Here is a 16,044-nt window from a genome sequence, read left to right as displayed (position 1 = left end):
TGGGTCCTCACATCGACCGTTCGACGAGCGCCGTCAACTCCGCGTCCGTGAGCGGGAGCGGATTGCCCTTCATGCTGCTGGCGGCGCGGGCCTTGGTGACGAGCTCCGGGATGGCAGAGTCGGTGAGGCCCATGTCGCGCAGGCCCCGGATGCGCACGGCGTGGACCAGGTCCTTCACCCAGGTGATGCCGTCCTCGGCGCGGGCGTTGGACTGGCCGGTGAGCAACACCGCCAGCTCGCGGAAGCGGGGCAGGGCGGGGTGGTCCGGAGCGCGCGAGCGCAGCGCCTCCAGGTTCAGCTCCAGCGTGGCCCCGAGCAGCGCGGCGCACAGCGCGCCATGGGCCGCGCCGAGCATCCCGCCCAAAGGCGCCGCGAAGCCATGCACCGCGCCCAGGCCTGAGTTGGCGAGGCACAGGCCGCCGAAGAGGCTGGCGATGGCCAGGTCCTCTCGCTCCGCCGGGCCGGGGCCGTGCAGCACCGCCTTGCGCAGCGAGCGCGCCGAGCGCTGCATGCCTTCGCGCGCGAGCGCGTCCGTGAGCGGCTGGGCTCGGATGGACAGGAACGGTTCGATGAGCTGCGACAGCGCGTCCAGACCGCCCGCCGCGAGCACGTCCGCGGGCGCGTGCTCCAGCAGGTCGGGGTCCACCAGGGCGACGCGGGGGAGCATCATCGGGCTGCGCAGGCTGGCCTTCACGCCGGCCTCCTTCGAGCCCAGCACCGCGTTGCGCGTCACCTCCGAGCCGGTGCCCGCCGTGGTCGGCACGGCCACGAACGGCAGCGACGGCTTCGTCAGGGCCTGCCCCCGGCCGATGACCTCCAGGTAGTCCAGCGGGTCGCCCCCGTTGGCGGCGAGCGCGGCGATGGCCTTGCCCGCGTCGAGCGCGCTGCCTCCGCCGATGGCGACCACGGCGCCACAGCCGGAGTCCACGGCGGCGGCGGTGCCTTCGCGCGCGAGCTCGACGGTGGGCTCGCCCGGGACGCGGAAGGAGGCGGAAGGGATGCCCAGCCGTTCGAGCCCCGCGCGGACGGGTTCGGCGCGGGCGGGGTTGGTGCCGGTGACGAGCAGGACCTTCCGGCCGCCGAGGCCGCGCACGAGGTCGGGGACTTCCTGGACGCGGCCCGGGCCGAAGAGGACGCGGGTGGCGGTGGCGAACTCGAAGGGGGCGGTGGGCATGTCACCAGGCCGCGTCGTCGGGGAAGCGGTTGGAGTAGCGGCGCGCGGTGCGGGGCTCGGCCATCATGGAGGTGACGGTGTCACGCCACGTGAGGTAGTGGGCGGTCTCCTTGTGCGCGGCGGGGGCTTCCGCCGTGCGGTAGGCCTCCACGAGGACGAAGCGGGTGGGGTCTTCGTTGTCCTGGCAGACATCGAAGCGGGCGATGCCGGGCTCCTTCACGCTCTCGCGGGCGTTGGCGAGGGTGGCCTGGAGGAAGGCGTCGACGTGCTGGGGCAGCACGTGCACGTGGACATGGACGACGAGCAGGCTCGTGGACATGGCGCGCACGGTAGCGCGGGCGTCCCCGAGCGGAAACCGCTAGGGTTCCGGGCCGTTCACTCCCTCAATTTCGGAGCAAGACTGCGCATGGTCTCGGACCTCTTTGACGCGTCCCGCTGGCAGCCGGTGGAAGGCCACAAGTTCAAGGACATCACGTTCCACCGCGCGGTGGATCAGGGCACGGTGCGCATCGCGTTCAACCGGCCGGAGGTGCGCAACGCGTTCCGTCCGAAGACGGTGGACGAGCTGGCCCGGGCGCTGGAGGCCACGCGGTTCATGACGGACGTGGGCGTGGTGCTGCTCACGGGCAACGGCCCGTCGCCGAAGGACGGCGGGTGGGCGTTCTGCTCGGGAGGCGACCAGCGCATCCGAGGCAAGGACGGCTACAAGTACGAGCCCGGAGAGGACGCGGCGGACCCCGCGCGGCTGGGGCGCCTGCACATCCTGGAGGTCCAGCGGCAGATCCGCTTCCTGCCGAAGGTGGTGATGGCGGTGGTGCCGGGCTGGACGGCGGGTGGCGGGCACAGCCTGCATGTCGTCTGCGACCTGACCATCGCGAGCAAGGAGCACGGGATGTTCAAGCAGACGGACGCGGACGTGGCCAGCTACGACGCGGGCTACGGCAGCGCGCTGCTGGCGCGGCAGGTGGGACAGAAGCGGGCGCGCGAAATCTTCTTCCTGGGCCAGGCCTACACGGCGGACGAGGCGTTCCAGATGAACGCCATCAACAAGTCCGTGCCGCACAAGGACCTGGAGAAGGTGGCGCTGGAGTGGGCGGCGGAGATCAACACCAAGAGCCCCACGGCCATCAAGATGCTGAAGTATGCCTTCAACCTCCCGGATGACGGGCTCGTGGGCCAGCAGCTCTTCGCGGGAGAGGCCACGCGTCTGGGCTACGGCACGGAAGAGGCACAGGAAGGCCGCGACGCGTTCGTGCAGAAGCGCAAGCGCGACTTCAAGCGCTTCCCCTGGACGTACTGATGCCGCTCAGATGTTGATGCGGGAGCTGACCGTCCGGACATCCAGGCCCAGGGCCGCGAAGTCCGCGGCATGAGCCCGGAGCAGCTCCAGCAGACGGGGATGCAGGTCTTCCTCTTCGTTGGACAGGATGAAGCCGTAGTTCGTCTTGGACAACATCCAGGAGATCCACAGCATCTCCGTCGCCGCGTCAGGCGGCGGCGCGACGTCCAGGTCTTCCTCGGTGGACAGCGCGCCGCCCTTGCCCCAGCGCAATCCCAGACATGAGTACAGGACCTCTCCCGCGTCCTCCCACTGGAGGTTGTTCGCCCAGGCGTGCCGGAACGTCGCGAAGAAGATGACGTAGCGGCAGAGGTGCTTCAGCGCCTCCACCTCACCGGGCTGGGGCGTCTCCGTCCGCGTCACCGCGCTCACGGCCCTGGCTGCCGGCTCCGCGACCTTCGCGTCCAGGTCCATTCGCTCCGAGCGCACGAACCACGGCGCGTCCTTGCCCGGCACCTTCGCCCGCAGATAGCGGCACACGAACGCTGGCGCGGAGTGCGCGACGAGGTCGTCCGAGAACCTGCGCACCTCCTGCCATTGTGCCTCCACCGCGGCGCCGTGCTCCGCGAAGAACGCGTCGATGTGCTCTCCGAGCAGCTTCCAGAAGAGCTGGCCCGCGTGCGCGTAGCGGTGCCCCTCGCAGACTGGCGCCGCGGGCGCGAAGCCCTTCCAGTCATAGCTGCCCATCAGGTGCTCCAGCCGCTGGTGGATGCCTGCTTCCGTCAGCGCACTGGCCCGCGTGATGTACCCCGAGGGCCCCACCAGGAACCCGTTGGCGGCGTGGTTGATCAACACCACCTCGCGCAGGTGCGGCATGAGCAGCCAGCGCAAGGGATTGCGCCGCAGGTTGCGGTGCGCGGCGATGGCGTACTGCTCCACGTTGAAGTGGCACTGCCCCAGGTGATTGCCCAGCTCCACGTCCAGCGTCGCGCTCACCCGCGCCATCCGCTTCGCCGCCTCCCAGGCCGCGCCATCCGCGGGCGTGTATGTCCGCCGCGTCACCGGTGAGCCGGGCGCCGTCGCTCCGGGCTCCCGCATCCCCAGGATGATCCGCTGGGGCAGCAGCTTGCCGTCCACCAGCCGCAGGCGGAGGTCCACGTCCGGCAGGCAATGCACGCCGTCCTGCTCATAGGCATTCCACGGCAGGTACAGCCGGAAGGCCTGGTCGTCCCCAGGCACCTCCGGGTCGCGGTCCAGGAGGGTGGAGAACATCCCGTTGAGCAGCCGCTCTCCGAACCACGCATCGCTCCGCGAGGAGCCCGGGGACTCGCGCTCCATCCGGACCGTCAGCGTCTCCGGGTAGTCCGCCTGGATCTTCGCGAGGCTCGGCGCCTGGCCCAGCCGGATCTGCATCTGGTGCTGCCGCTTCACCAGTTCGATGGGCGCGACGGCCTTGATCATCGCCAGCGCGCGCCCGGGCGCATACGCCGTTGGCGGAGTGCCTTCCTCCACCACCAGCAACCGCGCCAGCGGCGTAGACGGGTCGTATTCCCAGTAGGGCAGCCGCAGCGTCCCGAAGTCGTGCTCCAGTCCAACGTGATCGTCCGGCCCGCGCTCCGAACCGATGCGCCTCCAGGTCTCCACCACGCGGCCGTCCTGGCGGAACGTGTGCTGCGGCTCGAAGAAGCGCAGCTCCAGGTCCGGCGTGTCTCCTTCACCCGCGTCCGCCGGGTCGTAGCGGATGGTGAATGAGCCATCCGCGGCCGTGAAGCCCTCGCCCAGGAAGTCGTCCGGCGTGCCGAAGTCCCGGTCCCACAGCTCGAGCTTGATGTGATGCAGGGGAATGGGCCCCTGGGGCCCGTCCTGCTCGAACATCAACCTGCCGGTGACGACGGCGGGGAGGCTCGACGAAGCCCGGAGCGCTCGCGGCGCGCGCACCTGCTTGACCAGGTTGCGGCTGACCGCCAGCCGCTCCTTCAATCCCAGCCCCGCGTACCACCGGGCCAGCTCCTCCGCCTCCAGGAGCGGCGGTTCCACGGCCTTGGAAGAGAACCCCAGCGAGGTCAACAACCGGCGCCACGCGGTCGGCATCAGCTCCGCGCCTCAGTGCCTGCCGTGGTCGGAGCCGACCCCCGATAGGTACCGCGGGAACCACCCTCAGCCGGGGGACAACGGGAAGCAGGCTTCATCTCGCGGGAAGGTAGCATGCCTGCGGCAATCCCATACTCGCGCCCTCGCCCCCGAGGGCAGGCGGCTATCGGATCCACGGCAGCCAGCCGCCGTCACCTGCTCCGCATGAGCGGCGACGCCTCCGCACATTGTCCGCCCCGCTTCCACAGGCGTACCTTGCGCGCCACGTGCTAGTGGAGAATCCATGGGTACCGATTACACGCTAACGATTCGCACGAGCTCGAAGCTCGGTGCGGGGACCAACTCTGCCATCTCCGTGGTCCTGGTGGGCACGAAGGGCGAGAGCCGGCCGTACCTCCTGGACAAGCGCTTCCACAACGACTTCGAGGCCGGCGCGGTGGATGCCTACACCGTCAAGGCCGAGGACCTGGGCGACCTGCTCGTGCTCCGGTTCTCCAACGCTGGCGGTGGCGTCGGGGGCGACTGGCTCCTGGACTCGGTGACCGTCACCACGACGGGGAGGCACTGGTTCTTCCCGTACTACCGTTGGGTCCTGGGCAAGACCACCGCCGACGTCCTCGAGGGCACCGCGCGGCTGCCCCAGCAGGTCCAGCACGAGCGGGAGAAGATGGCCCGGAACGACCTGCTCCTGGCCCGCCAGCGCATGTACCCCTGGCGCCCCGCGGAGGCGACCGCCGGGCTGCCCGGCGCGCTCGACATCACGGAGGCGCGTCCGCTGCCCAAGGACGAGCTCTACCGGGGGCTCGTGGACGGCAGCTACGAGGTCGTCATCGCGAAGACGCTCGCGGCCATCAAGCTGCACATGCCCGTGCTGAGCAAGGCGTGGAACGGGCTCGTGGACATCTTCGACTTCTTCAAGGGCCTCGAGCTGCCCACGCTCGCCCGGCGCTGGCAGGACGACGCCGAGTTCGCCCGGCAGGCGGTGCAGGGCATCAGCCCCGTCCACATCCAGTCCATCACCGCGCTGCCGGAGGGCATGCCCGTGACGGATGACGCGCTGAAGGGGCAGCTGTCGCCGGGCACGACGCTGGAGCAGGCGCTGGCCGGCAAGCGCGTCTTCCTGCTCGACTTCGAGATCCTGGGCGACGTGCCCATGTTCAAGAAGACCAACAAGGAGGGCGTCGAGGAGCGCCGGTGGGCGCCCGCGTCCCGGTGTCTGCTGTACCTGGATGACACGCGGCAGCTGCGGCCCCTCGCCATCCAGCTCGGCCGTGACCCGGAGCTGGATCCGGTGTTCACGCCCAATGACAGTGCGCACGACTGGCTGGCCGCGAAGATCTACCTGCGGTGCAGCGAGGGCAACACGCACCAGATGGTGGGCCACGCGCTGCGCACCCACTTCGTGGCGGAGCCGTTCGTCATGGCGACGATGCGCAACCTCCCGGACCCGCACCCGGTCTACAAGCTGCTGCGCCGCCACTTCCGCTACACGCTCGCCATCAACGAGGGCGCGCGAAAGGGCCTGCTCGCGGAAGGCGGCGTGTTCGACGACCTCATCGCCACCGGCGGCCCCGACCAGGGCCATGTGTTCCTGGGCAAGAAGGGGTACCGGACCTGGAGGCTCACGGACAACCAGCCGCGCCAGGACATCGAGCGGCGCGGCGTGCTCGACCCCGCGGTGCTCCCGAACTACCCATACCGGGATGACGCGCTGCTGCTGTGGGACGCCCTGGAGGAGTACGTGGGCGGCGTGCTGGGGCACTTCTACAGGTCCGACGAGGACCTGGTGCACGACACCGACATGCAGCGCTGGTGGAAGGACCTCACCGAGCACGGCCTGCCCGTGGAGAAGCTCCCGTGCGCGGAGCTGAAGCGCGTTTCCGACCTCACGGACATCCTCACCACGGTGCTCTTCACGGTCAGCGTCCAGCACGCGGCGGTGAACTACCTCCAGTACGAGCACTACGCCTTCGTGCCCAACGCGCCGCTGTGCATGCGCCAGCCTCCGCCGCGCCAGAAGGGCGTCCTGGGGGAGAAGGACATCGAAGCGATGATTCCCTCCAAGACGCAGATGCTCTGGCAGGTGGCCGTGGGCCGCGCGCTGTCCAGCTTCGGTGACGACGAGGAGTACCTGCTCCACGAGGACGGCTGGCGCGAGGAGTACTTCCAGGAGCAGGAACTCCTCGCCATCCGCGACCGCTTCCACTCCCGCCTGCGCGCGCAGAGCGAGGCCGTGAAGGCGCGCAACGCGAAGCTCGCGGTGCCCTACACCGTCCTGCAGGCCGACCGCATCCCCTGCGGCATCACCGTCTAGCGCCGTCAGGAGACACCGCCCGTGCCCAACGCCCTCTCTCGCGGCATCTTCAACCTCTTCTTCGGCGCGAAGCGAAAGCCGTTCGCGTCGCTGCCCGGTCCCCCGCCGGGGATCCTTGGCACGGCTGGGGACTTCCTGGGGGCTTCGCCCTGGGACGTCTGCGCCCGCTATGGCCGCGAGTACGGCGGCGTCACGCTCATCTGGATGGGACCGAATCCCGGGCTGGTGCTCAACGACCCGGCGCTCATCGCGGAGGTCTACGAGTCCCCGCGCCGGATGGAGTTCGAGAAGGGCAACATCAGCGAGCAGATCCGCCCCTCCACGACGGACGACACGGCCTTCACGGCGGAGCTGCGTGGCGACTGGGCCCAGAAGCGCGCCCTGGAGCCCACGGCCCGGCCGTGGGCCGCGGAGTCGCTGGCGGACATGGTGGGCCCCATGCAGGCGGCCATCTCCGAGTCCGTGGACGCGCTGCTGAAGCAGGACCGCATCGACTTCACGCCCGCGCTGCGCCGGCTGACGTTCGACGCGTTCTCGGTGGCGCAGGTGGGGGAGAAGCTGCCGGATCAGGTGTTCGAGGACTTCATGCTGCTCGCGAGGGCGGCGGACGCGCGCATCCAGTCGAAGCTGCCGCTGAAGTTCGTGAAGCCGCCGAAGGACTTCGAGGCGGTGAAGGCCCGCTTCTACGGGCACTTCGTGGACCGCATCCGTGAGGCTCGCAAGCGGCAGGACCCGGGGGCCATGGACGTCATGTCCCGCTACCTGCGGGAGACACCGGGCATTGATGATCAGGTGTTGGCGCACATGCTCGGGGGCACGTATTTCGGAGGCGCGTTCTCCTCCAGCGTCACGCTGGTGGGGGCGTTCCACCAGCTCAACAAGTACCCCGAGGCCGACGCGCGTCTGGCCACCGAGGCGGCTGCGCTGGTGGCGGACGGGCCGCTGACGTCCCAGAAGCTGGAGTCCGCGAAGTGGGCGGAGGCGGTGGCCTATGAGGCGCTGCGCATCCTGCCCGCGGTCCGGGTGATGACGCGCACGCCGTCGAAGGATGCGCAGCTGGCCGGGGTCACGTTGCCGGCGGGGTCGATGATCATGATCTCGAACCAGCACCTGCACCGCGACCCGGCGCACTGGCCGGACCCGGACACGTTCAAGCCGGAGCGCTGGCTGGACGGAGGCACGACGCGAGACCCGCTGGGGAGCGGCTACTTCTTCCCCTTCGGGCGAGGGCCACGCGCGTGCGTGGGCGCGGACTTCGCGATGGTGTTCCTGAAGACGGCGCTGACGACGATTGCCTCCCGCGTGAAGGTCCACCTGGATTCGACGGAGCCCTTCGAGGAGGGCTTCTTCTTCGGCGTGGTGCTGCCGAAGGGCGTCACGGGGAGGCTCGTCGCGCGGACAGCCACGTCACTCCAGGACGTACGCGCCCGGAGCGCCTAGAACGGAGGCCCTCCCGGTGGAAGTGGCGCACGGCACCTCTAGCGCAGCGCGAACCGCTTCCTGTAGGAGCCTGGAGACAGTCCGGTGCGAGCCTTGAAGCGGCGCCGGAACGACGTGGTGTCGGCGTAGCCGACGGACTGGGAGATGTCCTCCACGGTTCGAGGCGTGGTCTCCAGGAGTCGCCGGGCGGCCTCGATGCGCAGGCGCTGGACGTAGTCCAGGGGCGTATCGCCGGTGGCCTTGCGGAACCGACGCAGCAGCGTGCGTTCGCCCAGGCTCGCGGCCCCGGCCGCTCCCGCCACGGTCACCGGCTCCGAGAGGTGGGCCTCCAGCCACTCCTGGGCGCGCAGCACGGCGGTGTCGCCGTGGTCGCGAGGCGTGGCGTGCACCCTGTCTGGGGCGTGGAACCGCCGGCCGGGTTCCACCAGGAGCATCCTGGCGCAAAGCGCGGCCAGCTCCGCGGAGACCTGCTTCGCGACCAGGTGCAGGCAGAGGTCCAGGCAGGCGGTGATGCCGCCCGTGGTGAGCACGTCGCCATGGTCCACCAGGAGCAATTCCGGCTTGAGCGCCACGCGCGGATAGCGGGTCGCGAAGTCCCGGGCCAGCCCCCAGTGGGTGGTGGCCTCCCGGCCCTCCAGGATCCCTGCCTCGGCGAGCAGGAATGCACCCGCGCACACCGCCGCCAGCTTCGCGCCTCGCGTGTGCTGTCCCGCCAGCCAGTCCCGGGTGGAGCGCTCCGCCACGCATTGCTCCAGGTCGCCCACGAGCGCGGGGATGATGACGACGTCGAAGCGTTCCGTCGGATCCGGCACTCGCGCCGGGCCCAGCATCAGGCCATGGAAGCTGCGAACGGGGCCGGGGAGGGGCGCCACGAGCTCCGTCGTGAAGGGTTCTCCGCCTCCGTGGTCCCTGCTCAGGCGGTTGGCCATGGCGAACACGTCCAGCGGGCCCGAGACGCTGGAGGCCACGCAGCCCTCCAGGGCCAGCACCGCGACACGAATCGACGAGGACTCGGCAGGCATGTGCGTTTGTCGGTTTCCGCCCCGGATTTGTCAATCCGGACACTCCCCTCGGGGCGCGGGCCCGCGTATTCGACGTGGCGACGCACCAGGACCCGACTGAAGGAGGACGTCCGTGGAGAACACCGCACTGCTGCTCATCGACATCCAGAATGACTATTTCCCCGGGGGGCGGTTCGAACTGGATCGTTCGGATGCCGCGGCCACGGAGGCCCGGGCGGCCCTGGACCGCTTCCGGGAGCGCGGCGCTCCGGTCATCCACATCCGCCACGAATCACCGCAGCCCGGCGCCACCTTCTTCCTGCCGGGGACTCCGGGCGCGGAGATCCATCCTCAAGTCGCGCCCCGACAGGGTGAAGCGGTGGTGCTCAAGCACTTCCCCAACAGCTTCCGTGAGACGGACCTCCAGGAGCGTCTGCGGGCCCTGGAGGTGAAGCACCTGGTGGTCGTGGGGATGATGACCCTCATGTGCGTGGATGCCACCGTGCGGGCGGCCGCGGACCTGGGCTACACGGTCACCGTGCTTGGGGATGCGTGCGCGGCCCGGAGCCTGGAGTTCCAGGGCCAGCACGTGCCCGCGCCCCAGGTCCATGCCGCGTTCCTGGCCGCGCTGGGGATGGGCTACGCCAGGGTCCTGCCGACCGCCGACTTCCTGGCCCAGGCCGGACGCTGACCAGGAGGGGGCGAGCATGGCCACCTCGCCCCCCACCGCCGGCCAGCAGCGCCGGTACGGCTTCCCGTGCCCGCCGACGGTTACTGGCTCGCGAGCTCGTACGGCCTGAGCGACACCACCGCGTTGCCGCGTGCTCCGCTGTAGTCGGTGTAGAAGTGGTTCTTCTCCAGGGTGTAGAACGAATCGACGTAGTCGTCGTCGTTGGTGAACCATTCGCCTGGCATGCGGTCCACCAGCCCGCTGCCCAGGGCCACCAGGGCGCCAATCTCCGGCTGGCCCATGGCGGTCAGGATCTGGCTCGCGACATTGAACAGGTAGCTCACCAGCTCCTGGTAGCTGGTGTTGTCGTCGTGCTCCATGAGGATGACGTTCGCCGCCGCCCAGCGGTAACGCTCCCAGAAGATCAGGACCTGGTTCGGGGAGTAGGTCCTGCCGGCCACGTCCAGATAGGGCATGTCGACGATGTCCACCTGCGGCGCGTCACGGCTGGGGTCGACACCGTTGACGATGGCATAGACCTCCGCGTTACCGGAGATCCAGGGCTCCTGGTCGTCGTTCAGGTAGATGCGATCGAGGATCGTCACAGGAGTGCTGGTCGCCGCGGCGGCCGTGTCCAGGACGGGCAGGGGACGTTGCCCGAGTGCCACGAGCTGCTCGCGCATCAGCTTGATGCCGGCGGCCAGGTCCCTGCGCCCGTCGAGGTCCACCACCAGCACCGGCTGGTCGGGCATTCGGTGCACGTCGAGGTGGTGCACGCGGCCCAGGCCATCGAAGGCCTCGATGAATCGCCACTGGGAGTCATTGCCATCCGGTTCGTACGCGTAGAGGGGTTCAACGCCTTGCTGCAATGCCGCCAGCATGGACGCGCTGGCCAGACGAAGCTGCAGCAGGCTGTCGAGCTCCCGATCGATGCCCTTGAGCCGACGGATGTTCAGGTCCGCTCGCTCCGCCACGCCCATGACGGAGGACGGGGCCGACACGGTGCCCAGCCACTGCTTCAGATCCACGGCGAGGTGCTCGCCGCTCAAGCGGGAGGCCAGAGCTTTTCGCAGCACCGTGTCCTGCTTCGCCAGGGTCAGCGCCATCTCGCGCTTGTCGGCGGCCAGCGACACGCTGATGCGTTCGCGCAGCGCCGCTGGTTTCATGGCGGCGGCTCGAGCTTGGGGGGCTGCGTTCACGCAAACGAACAGCGCGATGACCATCCCTATCCGCTTCATTGGATTCTCCGGTGGGTGAGCGAGGGGACTGCGACAGCAGCCGCAGGTGCACGGCAACGCTGTCCCGGCCATTATTCATCACGGCCTGCATTTCTCGATATAGAAGAAAAAGCAGGATTGCGTGATCTGCTCCCAGCGAGGCCGCCTCACGTGCGCATCTCCGGCCCAGGACGAACAGTACGAAATCGCCGCCCGGGTGTAGGCTCACCTGCCTGACCTCCTGGAAGACGGCCCTCCAGGTCGCTCATTCGCTCCCATGATCGTCGTACCGGCGCGTTCCCATCATATCCATCCCCTCGCGCGCCGCTTGCGCACAGCGGACTTGCGAGAACTTCAAGCGACAACGGCTGAGGCTCCTACGGCAGTTCTGGAACGCCTCCTACGTCAATCCGCGCCCTGTCTCACGCTTCTAGGTCAGACGGGGGACATTGTTGGGATGTTTGGCGCTGTCCCGAGCCACTCTCAGTCAGGCGAAGCGTGGCTCCTCGGGACGGACGAGTTCATGACGCACCCGAAGTCAATCGTGCGACTGACCTTTGAGTGGGTTCCGAAGCTCCACCAGAGCTATCATTGCCTGTGGTGCAACGTGGACAGCAGAAACGTCGCCCACCTCCGTTGGTTGCGCTGGGCAGGCTTCGCTCAAACGGCGACGCTCGAATCTCATGGCGTCGAAGGACGGCGCTTTTATTGTCTTGCACGGTTTGCGTACACAGCCATTGGCAGGCGGTGAGAGGCCGTCAGGGGTGAACAGTCGCTGCCCCACAGCCATCGTCTGGCGGATGAGCAAGTTTCTCTTGAATCACCTGGAGCGGCGGAGCAGAGCCCTGGCGCATTCCGGCGAGCCCTGCCCTGAGCCTGACGCTCGCCCCGTCAGCAGCCCAGCCATCAACGTCACCGGGAGCGAAGACAAAGAATTCAAATTCCGTAGGGGACACCCAGCGGCCATGACCCTGGTGATGAGGCTCGGGCAATTCTCCCGAGTAACGCAGCGTTGCGAACGGGGGGCGGCGGCCTGCCAGGTAGTCTTGCAGGGCCTCCAGTTCGACAATGTGATAGCCCGCCGAGCGCCCCAGAAATAAAGCGACATAGCGACAGCCCGGAGAGAAGATGTTGCAGTTCCAGTCGGCCGGGAACAACAGTTCTTCAGGCTTGAACTCCAGTTCCTCACCGCTTGGGAACTGAAAGCGCAGGGCGTGAAACCCGAAGACAGGCGAAAACTCCTTTGGGACCGGCTCACCGAACCAGCGGGCAACGACACCCTTGGACGTCCCCGCCAATGAGCAACGCAGCGTAGCAAGAGGGATGTCTGCTGACGGTTCGATGGCCGCAGGGCTGGCATCGGTGGGCACACCAACCATGCTCCGTGCCTCGTCGCCCGTGGGTTCTTGCCCTCGGGTGCACCCCCCTTTCGCCCCGCAGGCCACCAGGAGGCCCAAGGCGAGCAACACGCATATGCGCATGTGATTCAAATCCTCCAGGCCTTTTCTACATCGGCCCCCCCTGTGTCGTGGACGTTGGCGGCCATTGCGGACTCGGTGCGCGGCAGGTCCTCGGCGTCTACGAGAAGATGATGCTTGCTACCCGACTTCGCTCTATCCGTCGTGCGTGGGTCCCTGAGAGCCCCTTTTTGACGCCCGGACGGACAGGAGTCGATGGAAGCTCGCGAGAAGTCCACCTTGCCTCGCAGGCCCAGATCATCCAGCGGCCGCGCCTGGAACTGTTCCCACACGCCAGCCCGGGCCCATTACTCCAACTTGCGCCAGGCTGTCATGTCCGAAAGGCTGAACTGCTTGCGAGGCAACATCTCCCAGGGGGATGCCGCTCCTCAGTACGAAGACGATGGCCTCCAGCACAACCGGTCGTCCGCACGAGGGCGGCCCAGTTTCTTCTTCGGCCGAGGCGGAGGCGTAGGGGCGCCACGCGCTGCCAGAAGGCGTCGGGGACGGGTTCACGGACCCTGACCCTCAAGCTGAGGACGCCCCTTACCAACAGCCAGCCCAGCCCTGTCTTTCGTTAGGTGCTGTAACCCGTGAGGGCCTTGGCCTCTGGATAGAATTGCCTGTGCGCTACTGTCATGCCATGGGGGGGCGCATCCATGCCAATACTGGCCCTGGGTCAAGGCAAGAAGAGCCTCAAACGCCAGAAGAGACGGAAGATGGAAATTCGGAAGCAGGCGGGCTGGGGGCTCGGGTTTGCCTTGCTCTGCGGTCTTGTCGTGGTGGCGCTGCGGCAGTGGGCCGAACCCAAAAGTTTCATCCCCATGGCATTGCTGTGGTGTTTTGCGTGCGTGGCTGTTGGGAGTATTGTTGGGTTCATTTTTGGAATTCCACGCGCCCTCCAGCAGGATGTTCCTGTTCCATCGCTGCCGGAAGCGAACGGCTTCGTCAGCCACAAGAATCCTTCTGGAACTCGCTATCGGGTGAACACCAATCTGGAGCAGATTTCCGACTGGTTGACCAAAATCTTCGTTGGACTTGGACTCGTGCAGTTACAGACGCTTCCAGAGCGACTGCACCGCGCGGCTCGGACCATCGCTACGGGACTGGTGGTGGAAGGCGAAAAGGATGCGGGAGCCGAGCCCTTTGCGATGGCGCTGCTGCTCTACTTTCTCACGCTCGGCTTCTTTGGGGGCTACCTGTTGACCCGGCTCTACCTGGCATCAGCTCTGGCGCAAGCGGATGCTGAAACCGAACTCCCAGCCAATAACGAGCGGATGACAGGAACAATCGGGGCGAACCTTGATGCCACAGCGAGAGGTGTGACCTCGTCGATTCAAGGAAAGGAGTGAGTTCAGTTCGCGGCTTGGTCGAACATCGAGGAAGGTGCTCCTCGTGGAAGACTAAAAGTGACCAAATCGTATCAGGCTGCGTCGTGAAAGATGATGCCAGCCGTGTGCCTTATGCCGGCGCGCACGCGGCTGACACCGTGCCGGAGATTGACGCGGTAGGTGCCTCGCGTGCCCTGGACCGGACGGTGATGCACCGCGAAAACGACCGCGTCTCCCTGACGCAGGGGAACGACCTCCGCGCGGGACTGCATGCGCGGGCGCTGCTCCGTCAGCACGAACTCGCCGCCCGTGAAGTCCCTTCCTGGCTCGGAGAGGAGAATGGCCACCTGGAGCGGGAAGACGTGCTCGCCATACAGGTCCTGATGCAAGCAGTTGTAGTCGTCCACGCCGTAGCGCAGCAGCAGGGGAGTGGGCCGTACCTGCCCGGCCTCATGGCAGCGCGCCAGGAAGTCCGCGTGCGTGTCTGGATACCTCACGTCGATTCCCATTGCTGTGTTCCAGCGGTTCGCGATGGGCGCCAGACAAGGGTACAGCGCCGTGCGCAGTTCGGTCACGACCTCCGGCAGCGGGTGGTCGAAGTATTTGTATTCACCCCGGCCAAACCCGTGCCGCGCCATCACCACGCGGCTGCGAAAGGCGTCGTCCACGTCGTAGAGCAGCGCCAAGGCTTCGCACTCGTCAGGCGTGAGCAGTTGCTCCAGCACCGCGCACCCACGGGCATCCAGCTCCCGGCCCGTTCCCTCCCAATCCACCGCGCGAACCCGTCTCCTCACCGCTGCGCCTCACGCTCCAGCAACGCGCGCTTGCGCTCCACGCCCCACCGGTACCCAGACAGCGCGCCATCGTTCCGCACCACCCGGTGACACGGAATCACCACCGCCAGCGCGTTCGCGCCGCAGGCCTGCGCCACCGCCCGCACGGACTTCGGCGAACCAATCCGCTCCGCGATGTCCGTGTAGCTCGCCGTCTTCCCCGCCGGAATCTCCCGCAGCGCTTGCCACACGCGCTGCTGGAACGCCGTGCCCCGCACGTCCAGGGGCAGATCCAATCCCACGCGCGGCGCCTCCACGAAGCCCACGACCTTCGCCACCAGCTGCTCGAACTTCGCGTCCCCACCCACCAGCGTCGCCTGTGGGAAGCGGTCCTGGAGGTCCTTCGCCAGCGCATCCGGATCATCCCCCATCAGGATGGCGCATACGCCCCGGTCGCTCGTGGCCACCAGGATGGGGCCGAGCGTGCACTCCGCGATGGCGAAGTGGATTTGCGTGTTCGCGCCCCCGGCGCGGAAGTTCGTCGGCGTCATGCCCAGGACCTGGCTGGAGGTTTCGTAGAAGCGACCGCTCGAATTGAAGCCGGCGTCGTAGATGGCCTCGGTGACGGAGCCGCGCTTCGTCAGCCCCGTGCGGATCCGCTCCGCCCGCTGCGCCGCCGCGTAGCCCTTCGGCGTCAGCCCCGTGACGGCCTTGAACACCCGGTGCAGGTGATACGGGGACAGCCCCGCGCGCTCCGCCAGCTGCTCCAGGCTCGGCATCTCTTCAGCGGCCTGGATGAAGCGGCACAGCTCGGCCACCCGGTCCGCGTGCTTCACGGCGAGCGAGGGCTCCCCCGGCTTGCACCGCTTGCACGCCCGGAACCCCGCCTGCTCCGCCGCCGCCACCGTCATGTGGAAACCCACATTCTCCGGCCTCGGCGTCCTCGCGCCGCAGGACGGACGGCAGTACACACCCGTCGTCCTCACGGAATAGAAGAAGCGCCCATCCGCCGCCGCGTCCCGAGCGACGACCGCCGCCCAGCGCGGGTCGCCCACCGTCGCCGCCGCGAGGGCCTCCGTCTTCGTCGCCATGCTCCGCCTCCCTTCGATGTCCACGAGGCGAAACCTAACCCCCGGTGCACAGGCCAGCACTCCGCGCCTTGCGGTCGAATTCGGACCGCCATGGAACAGGGCGTCATGGCGTGACGCGCCCCAATCGCGCCGGGAGTGGACCCCACGCAATGCGTGGCAGCACGCCCGCGTACGACGTGACAGGATGCCGCACCCATTCCTCCTTC

The 16,044-nt window shown here is 68.0% G+C and carries 13 protein-coding genes; 5 read left to right on the top strand and 8 right to left on the bottom strand.

Annotation, left to right across the window (positions count from 1 at the left end; genetic code table 11):
* Window positions 1-7: 7 nt before the first annotated feature.
* Both D7W82_RS13450 and D7W82_RS13445 read right to left on the bottom strand, forming a co-directional pair.
* Window positions 8-1,174 (bottom strand): iron-containing alcohol dehydrogenase, encoded by a 1,167-nt coding sequence (locus D7W82_RS13450; RefSeq protein WP_120618735.1) that lies wholly within the window; start codon window positions 1,172-1,174, stop codon window positions 8-10.
* A 1-nt stretch (window position 1,175) separates the two neighbouring features.
* Window positions 1,176-1,493, bottom strand: coding sequence for a putative quinol monooxygenase (locus tag D7W82_RS13445; RefSeq protein ID WP_120618734.1), 318 nt, complete (start codon window positions 1,491-1,493; stop codon window positions 1,176-1,178).
* Between the two features lie 87 nt (window positions 1,494-1,580).
* Here D7W82_RS13445 and D7W82_RS13440 point away from each other — a divergent pair, with 87 nt between their 5' ends.
* Window positions 1,581-2,474, top strand: a complete 894-nt coding sequence (locus tag D7W82_RS13440) for a 1,4-dihydroxy-2-naphthoyl-CoA synthase (RefSeq protein WP_120564234.1) — start codon at window positions 1,581-1,583, stop codon at window positions 2,472-2,474.
* Between the two features lie 6 nt (window positions 2,475-2,480).
* Here the strand turns inward: D7W82_RS13440 and D7W82_RS13435 are convergent, their stop codons facing one another.
* The gene (locus D7W82_RS13435; RefSeq protein ID WP_120618733.1) at window positions 2,481-4,544 is read right to left on the bottom strand and encodes a lipoxygenase family protein; all 2,064 of its coding nucleotides are present in this window, start codon (window positions 4,542-4,544) and stop codon (window positions 2,481-2,483) included.
* 283 nt (window positions 4,545-4,827) lie between these two features.
* On the opposite strand from D7W82_RS13435, the gene D7W82_RS13430 reads away from it, so the two are divergent.
* Both D7W82_RS13430 and D7W82_RS13425 read left to right on the top strand, forming a co-directional pair.
* Window positions 4,828-6,858, top strand: a complete 2,031-nt coding sequence (locus D7W82_RS13430) for a lipoxygenase family protein (RefSeq protein WP_120618732.1) — start codon at window positions 4,828-4,830, stop codon at window positions 6,856-6,858.
* Between the two features lie 21 nt (window positions 6,859-6,879).
* Window positions 6,880-8,298, top strand: coding sequence for a cytochrome P450 (locus D7W82_RS13425; protein WP_120618731.1), 1,419 nt, complete (start codon window positions 6,880-6,882; stop codon window positions 8,296-8,298).
* A 38-nt stretch (window positions 8,299-8,336) separates the two neighbouring features.
* Here D7W82_RS13425 and D7W82_RS13420 read toward each other — a convergent pair whose 3' ends face one another.
* Window positions 8,337-9,320, bottom strand: coding sequence for a GlxA family transcriptional regulator (locus tag D7W82_RS13420; protein WP_120618730.1), 984 nt, complete (start codon window positions 9,318-9,320; stop codon window positions 8,337-8,339).
* A 112-nt stretch (window positions 9,321-9,432) separates the two neighbouring features.
* Here D7W82_RS13420 and D7W82_RS13415 point away from each other — a divergent pair, with 112 nt between their 5' ends.
* Window positions 9,433-9,990 (top strand): cysteine hydrolase family protein, encoded by a 558-nt coding sequence (locus tag D7W82_RS13415; protein ID WP_120618729.1) that lies wholly within the window; start codon window positions 9,433-9,435, stop codon window positions 9,988-9,990.
* A gap of 80 nt (window positions 9,991-10,070) precedes the next feature.
* On the opposite strand, the gene D7W82_RS13410 is transcribed toward D7W82_RS13415, so the two are convergent.
* Complete coding sequence (locus tag D7W82_RS13410; RefSeq protein ID WP_233587498.1) at window positions 10,071-11,135, bottom strand: DUF3103 domain-containing protein; 1,065 nt, start codon at window positions 11,133-11,135, stop codon at window positions 10,071-10,073.
* Between the two features lie 809 nt (window positions 11,136-11,944).
* On the bottom strand, window positions 11,945-12,565 hold the full coding sequence (locus tag D7W82_RS40060) for a hypothetical protein (protein ID WP_147439315.1): 621 nt from the start codon (window positions 12,563-12,565) through the stop codon (window positions 11,945-11,947).
* 797 nt (window positions 12,566-13,362) lie between these two features.
* Here D7W82_RS40060 and D7W82_RS40055 point away from each other — a divergent pair.
* A complete protein-coding gene (locus D7W82_RS40055) occupies window positions 13,363-13,995 on the top strand; it encodes a hypothetical protein (RefSeq protein WP_147439314.1) in 633 nt (210 codons plus the stop codon).
* Between the two features lie 71 nt (window positions 13,996-14,066).
* Here the strand turns inward: D7W82_RS40055 and D7W82_RS13400 are convergent, their stop codons facing one another.
* Together D7W82_RS13400 and ada are read right to left on the bottom strand one after the other, a co-directional pair.
* The gene (locus D7W82_RS13400) at window positions 14,067-14,747 is read right to left on the bottom strand and encodes a 2OG-Fe(II) oxygenase (protein ID WP_233587496.1); all 681 of its coding nucleotides are present in this window, start codon (window positions 14,745-14,747) and stop codon (window positions 14,067-14,069) included.
* Between the two features lie 17 nt (window positions 14,748-14,764).
* Window positions 14,765-15,838, bottom strand: coding sequence for a bifunctional DNA-binding transcriptional regulator/O6-methylguanine-DNA methyltransferase Ada (gene ada / locus D7W82_RS13395; protein ID WP_120618725.1), 1,074 nt, complete (start codon window positions 15,836-15,838; stop codon window positions 14,765-14,767).
* Window positions 15,839-16,044 lie beyond the last annotated feature (206 nt).

Origin of the sequence: Corallococcus sp. CA049B (assembly GCF_003611685.1) — a bacterium.
GTDB lineage: Bacteria > Myxococcota > Myxococcia > Myxococcales > Myxococcaceae > Corallococcus > Corallococcus coralloides.
The sequence above is the reverse complement of the archived record's forward strand: the minus strand, read 5'-3'. Positions and strand labels throughout refer to the sequence as shown.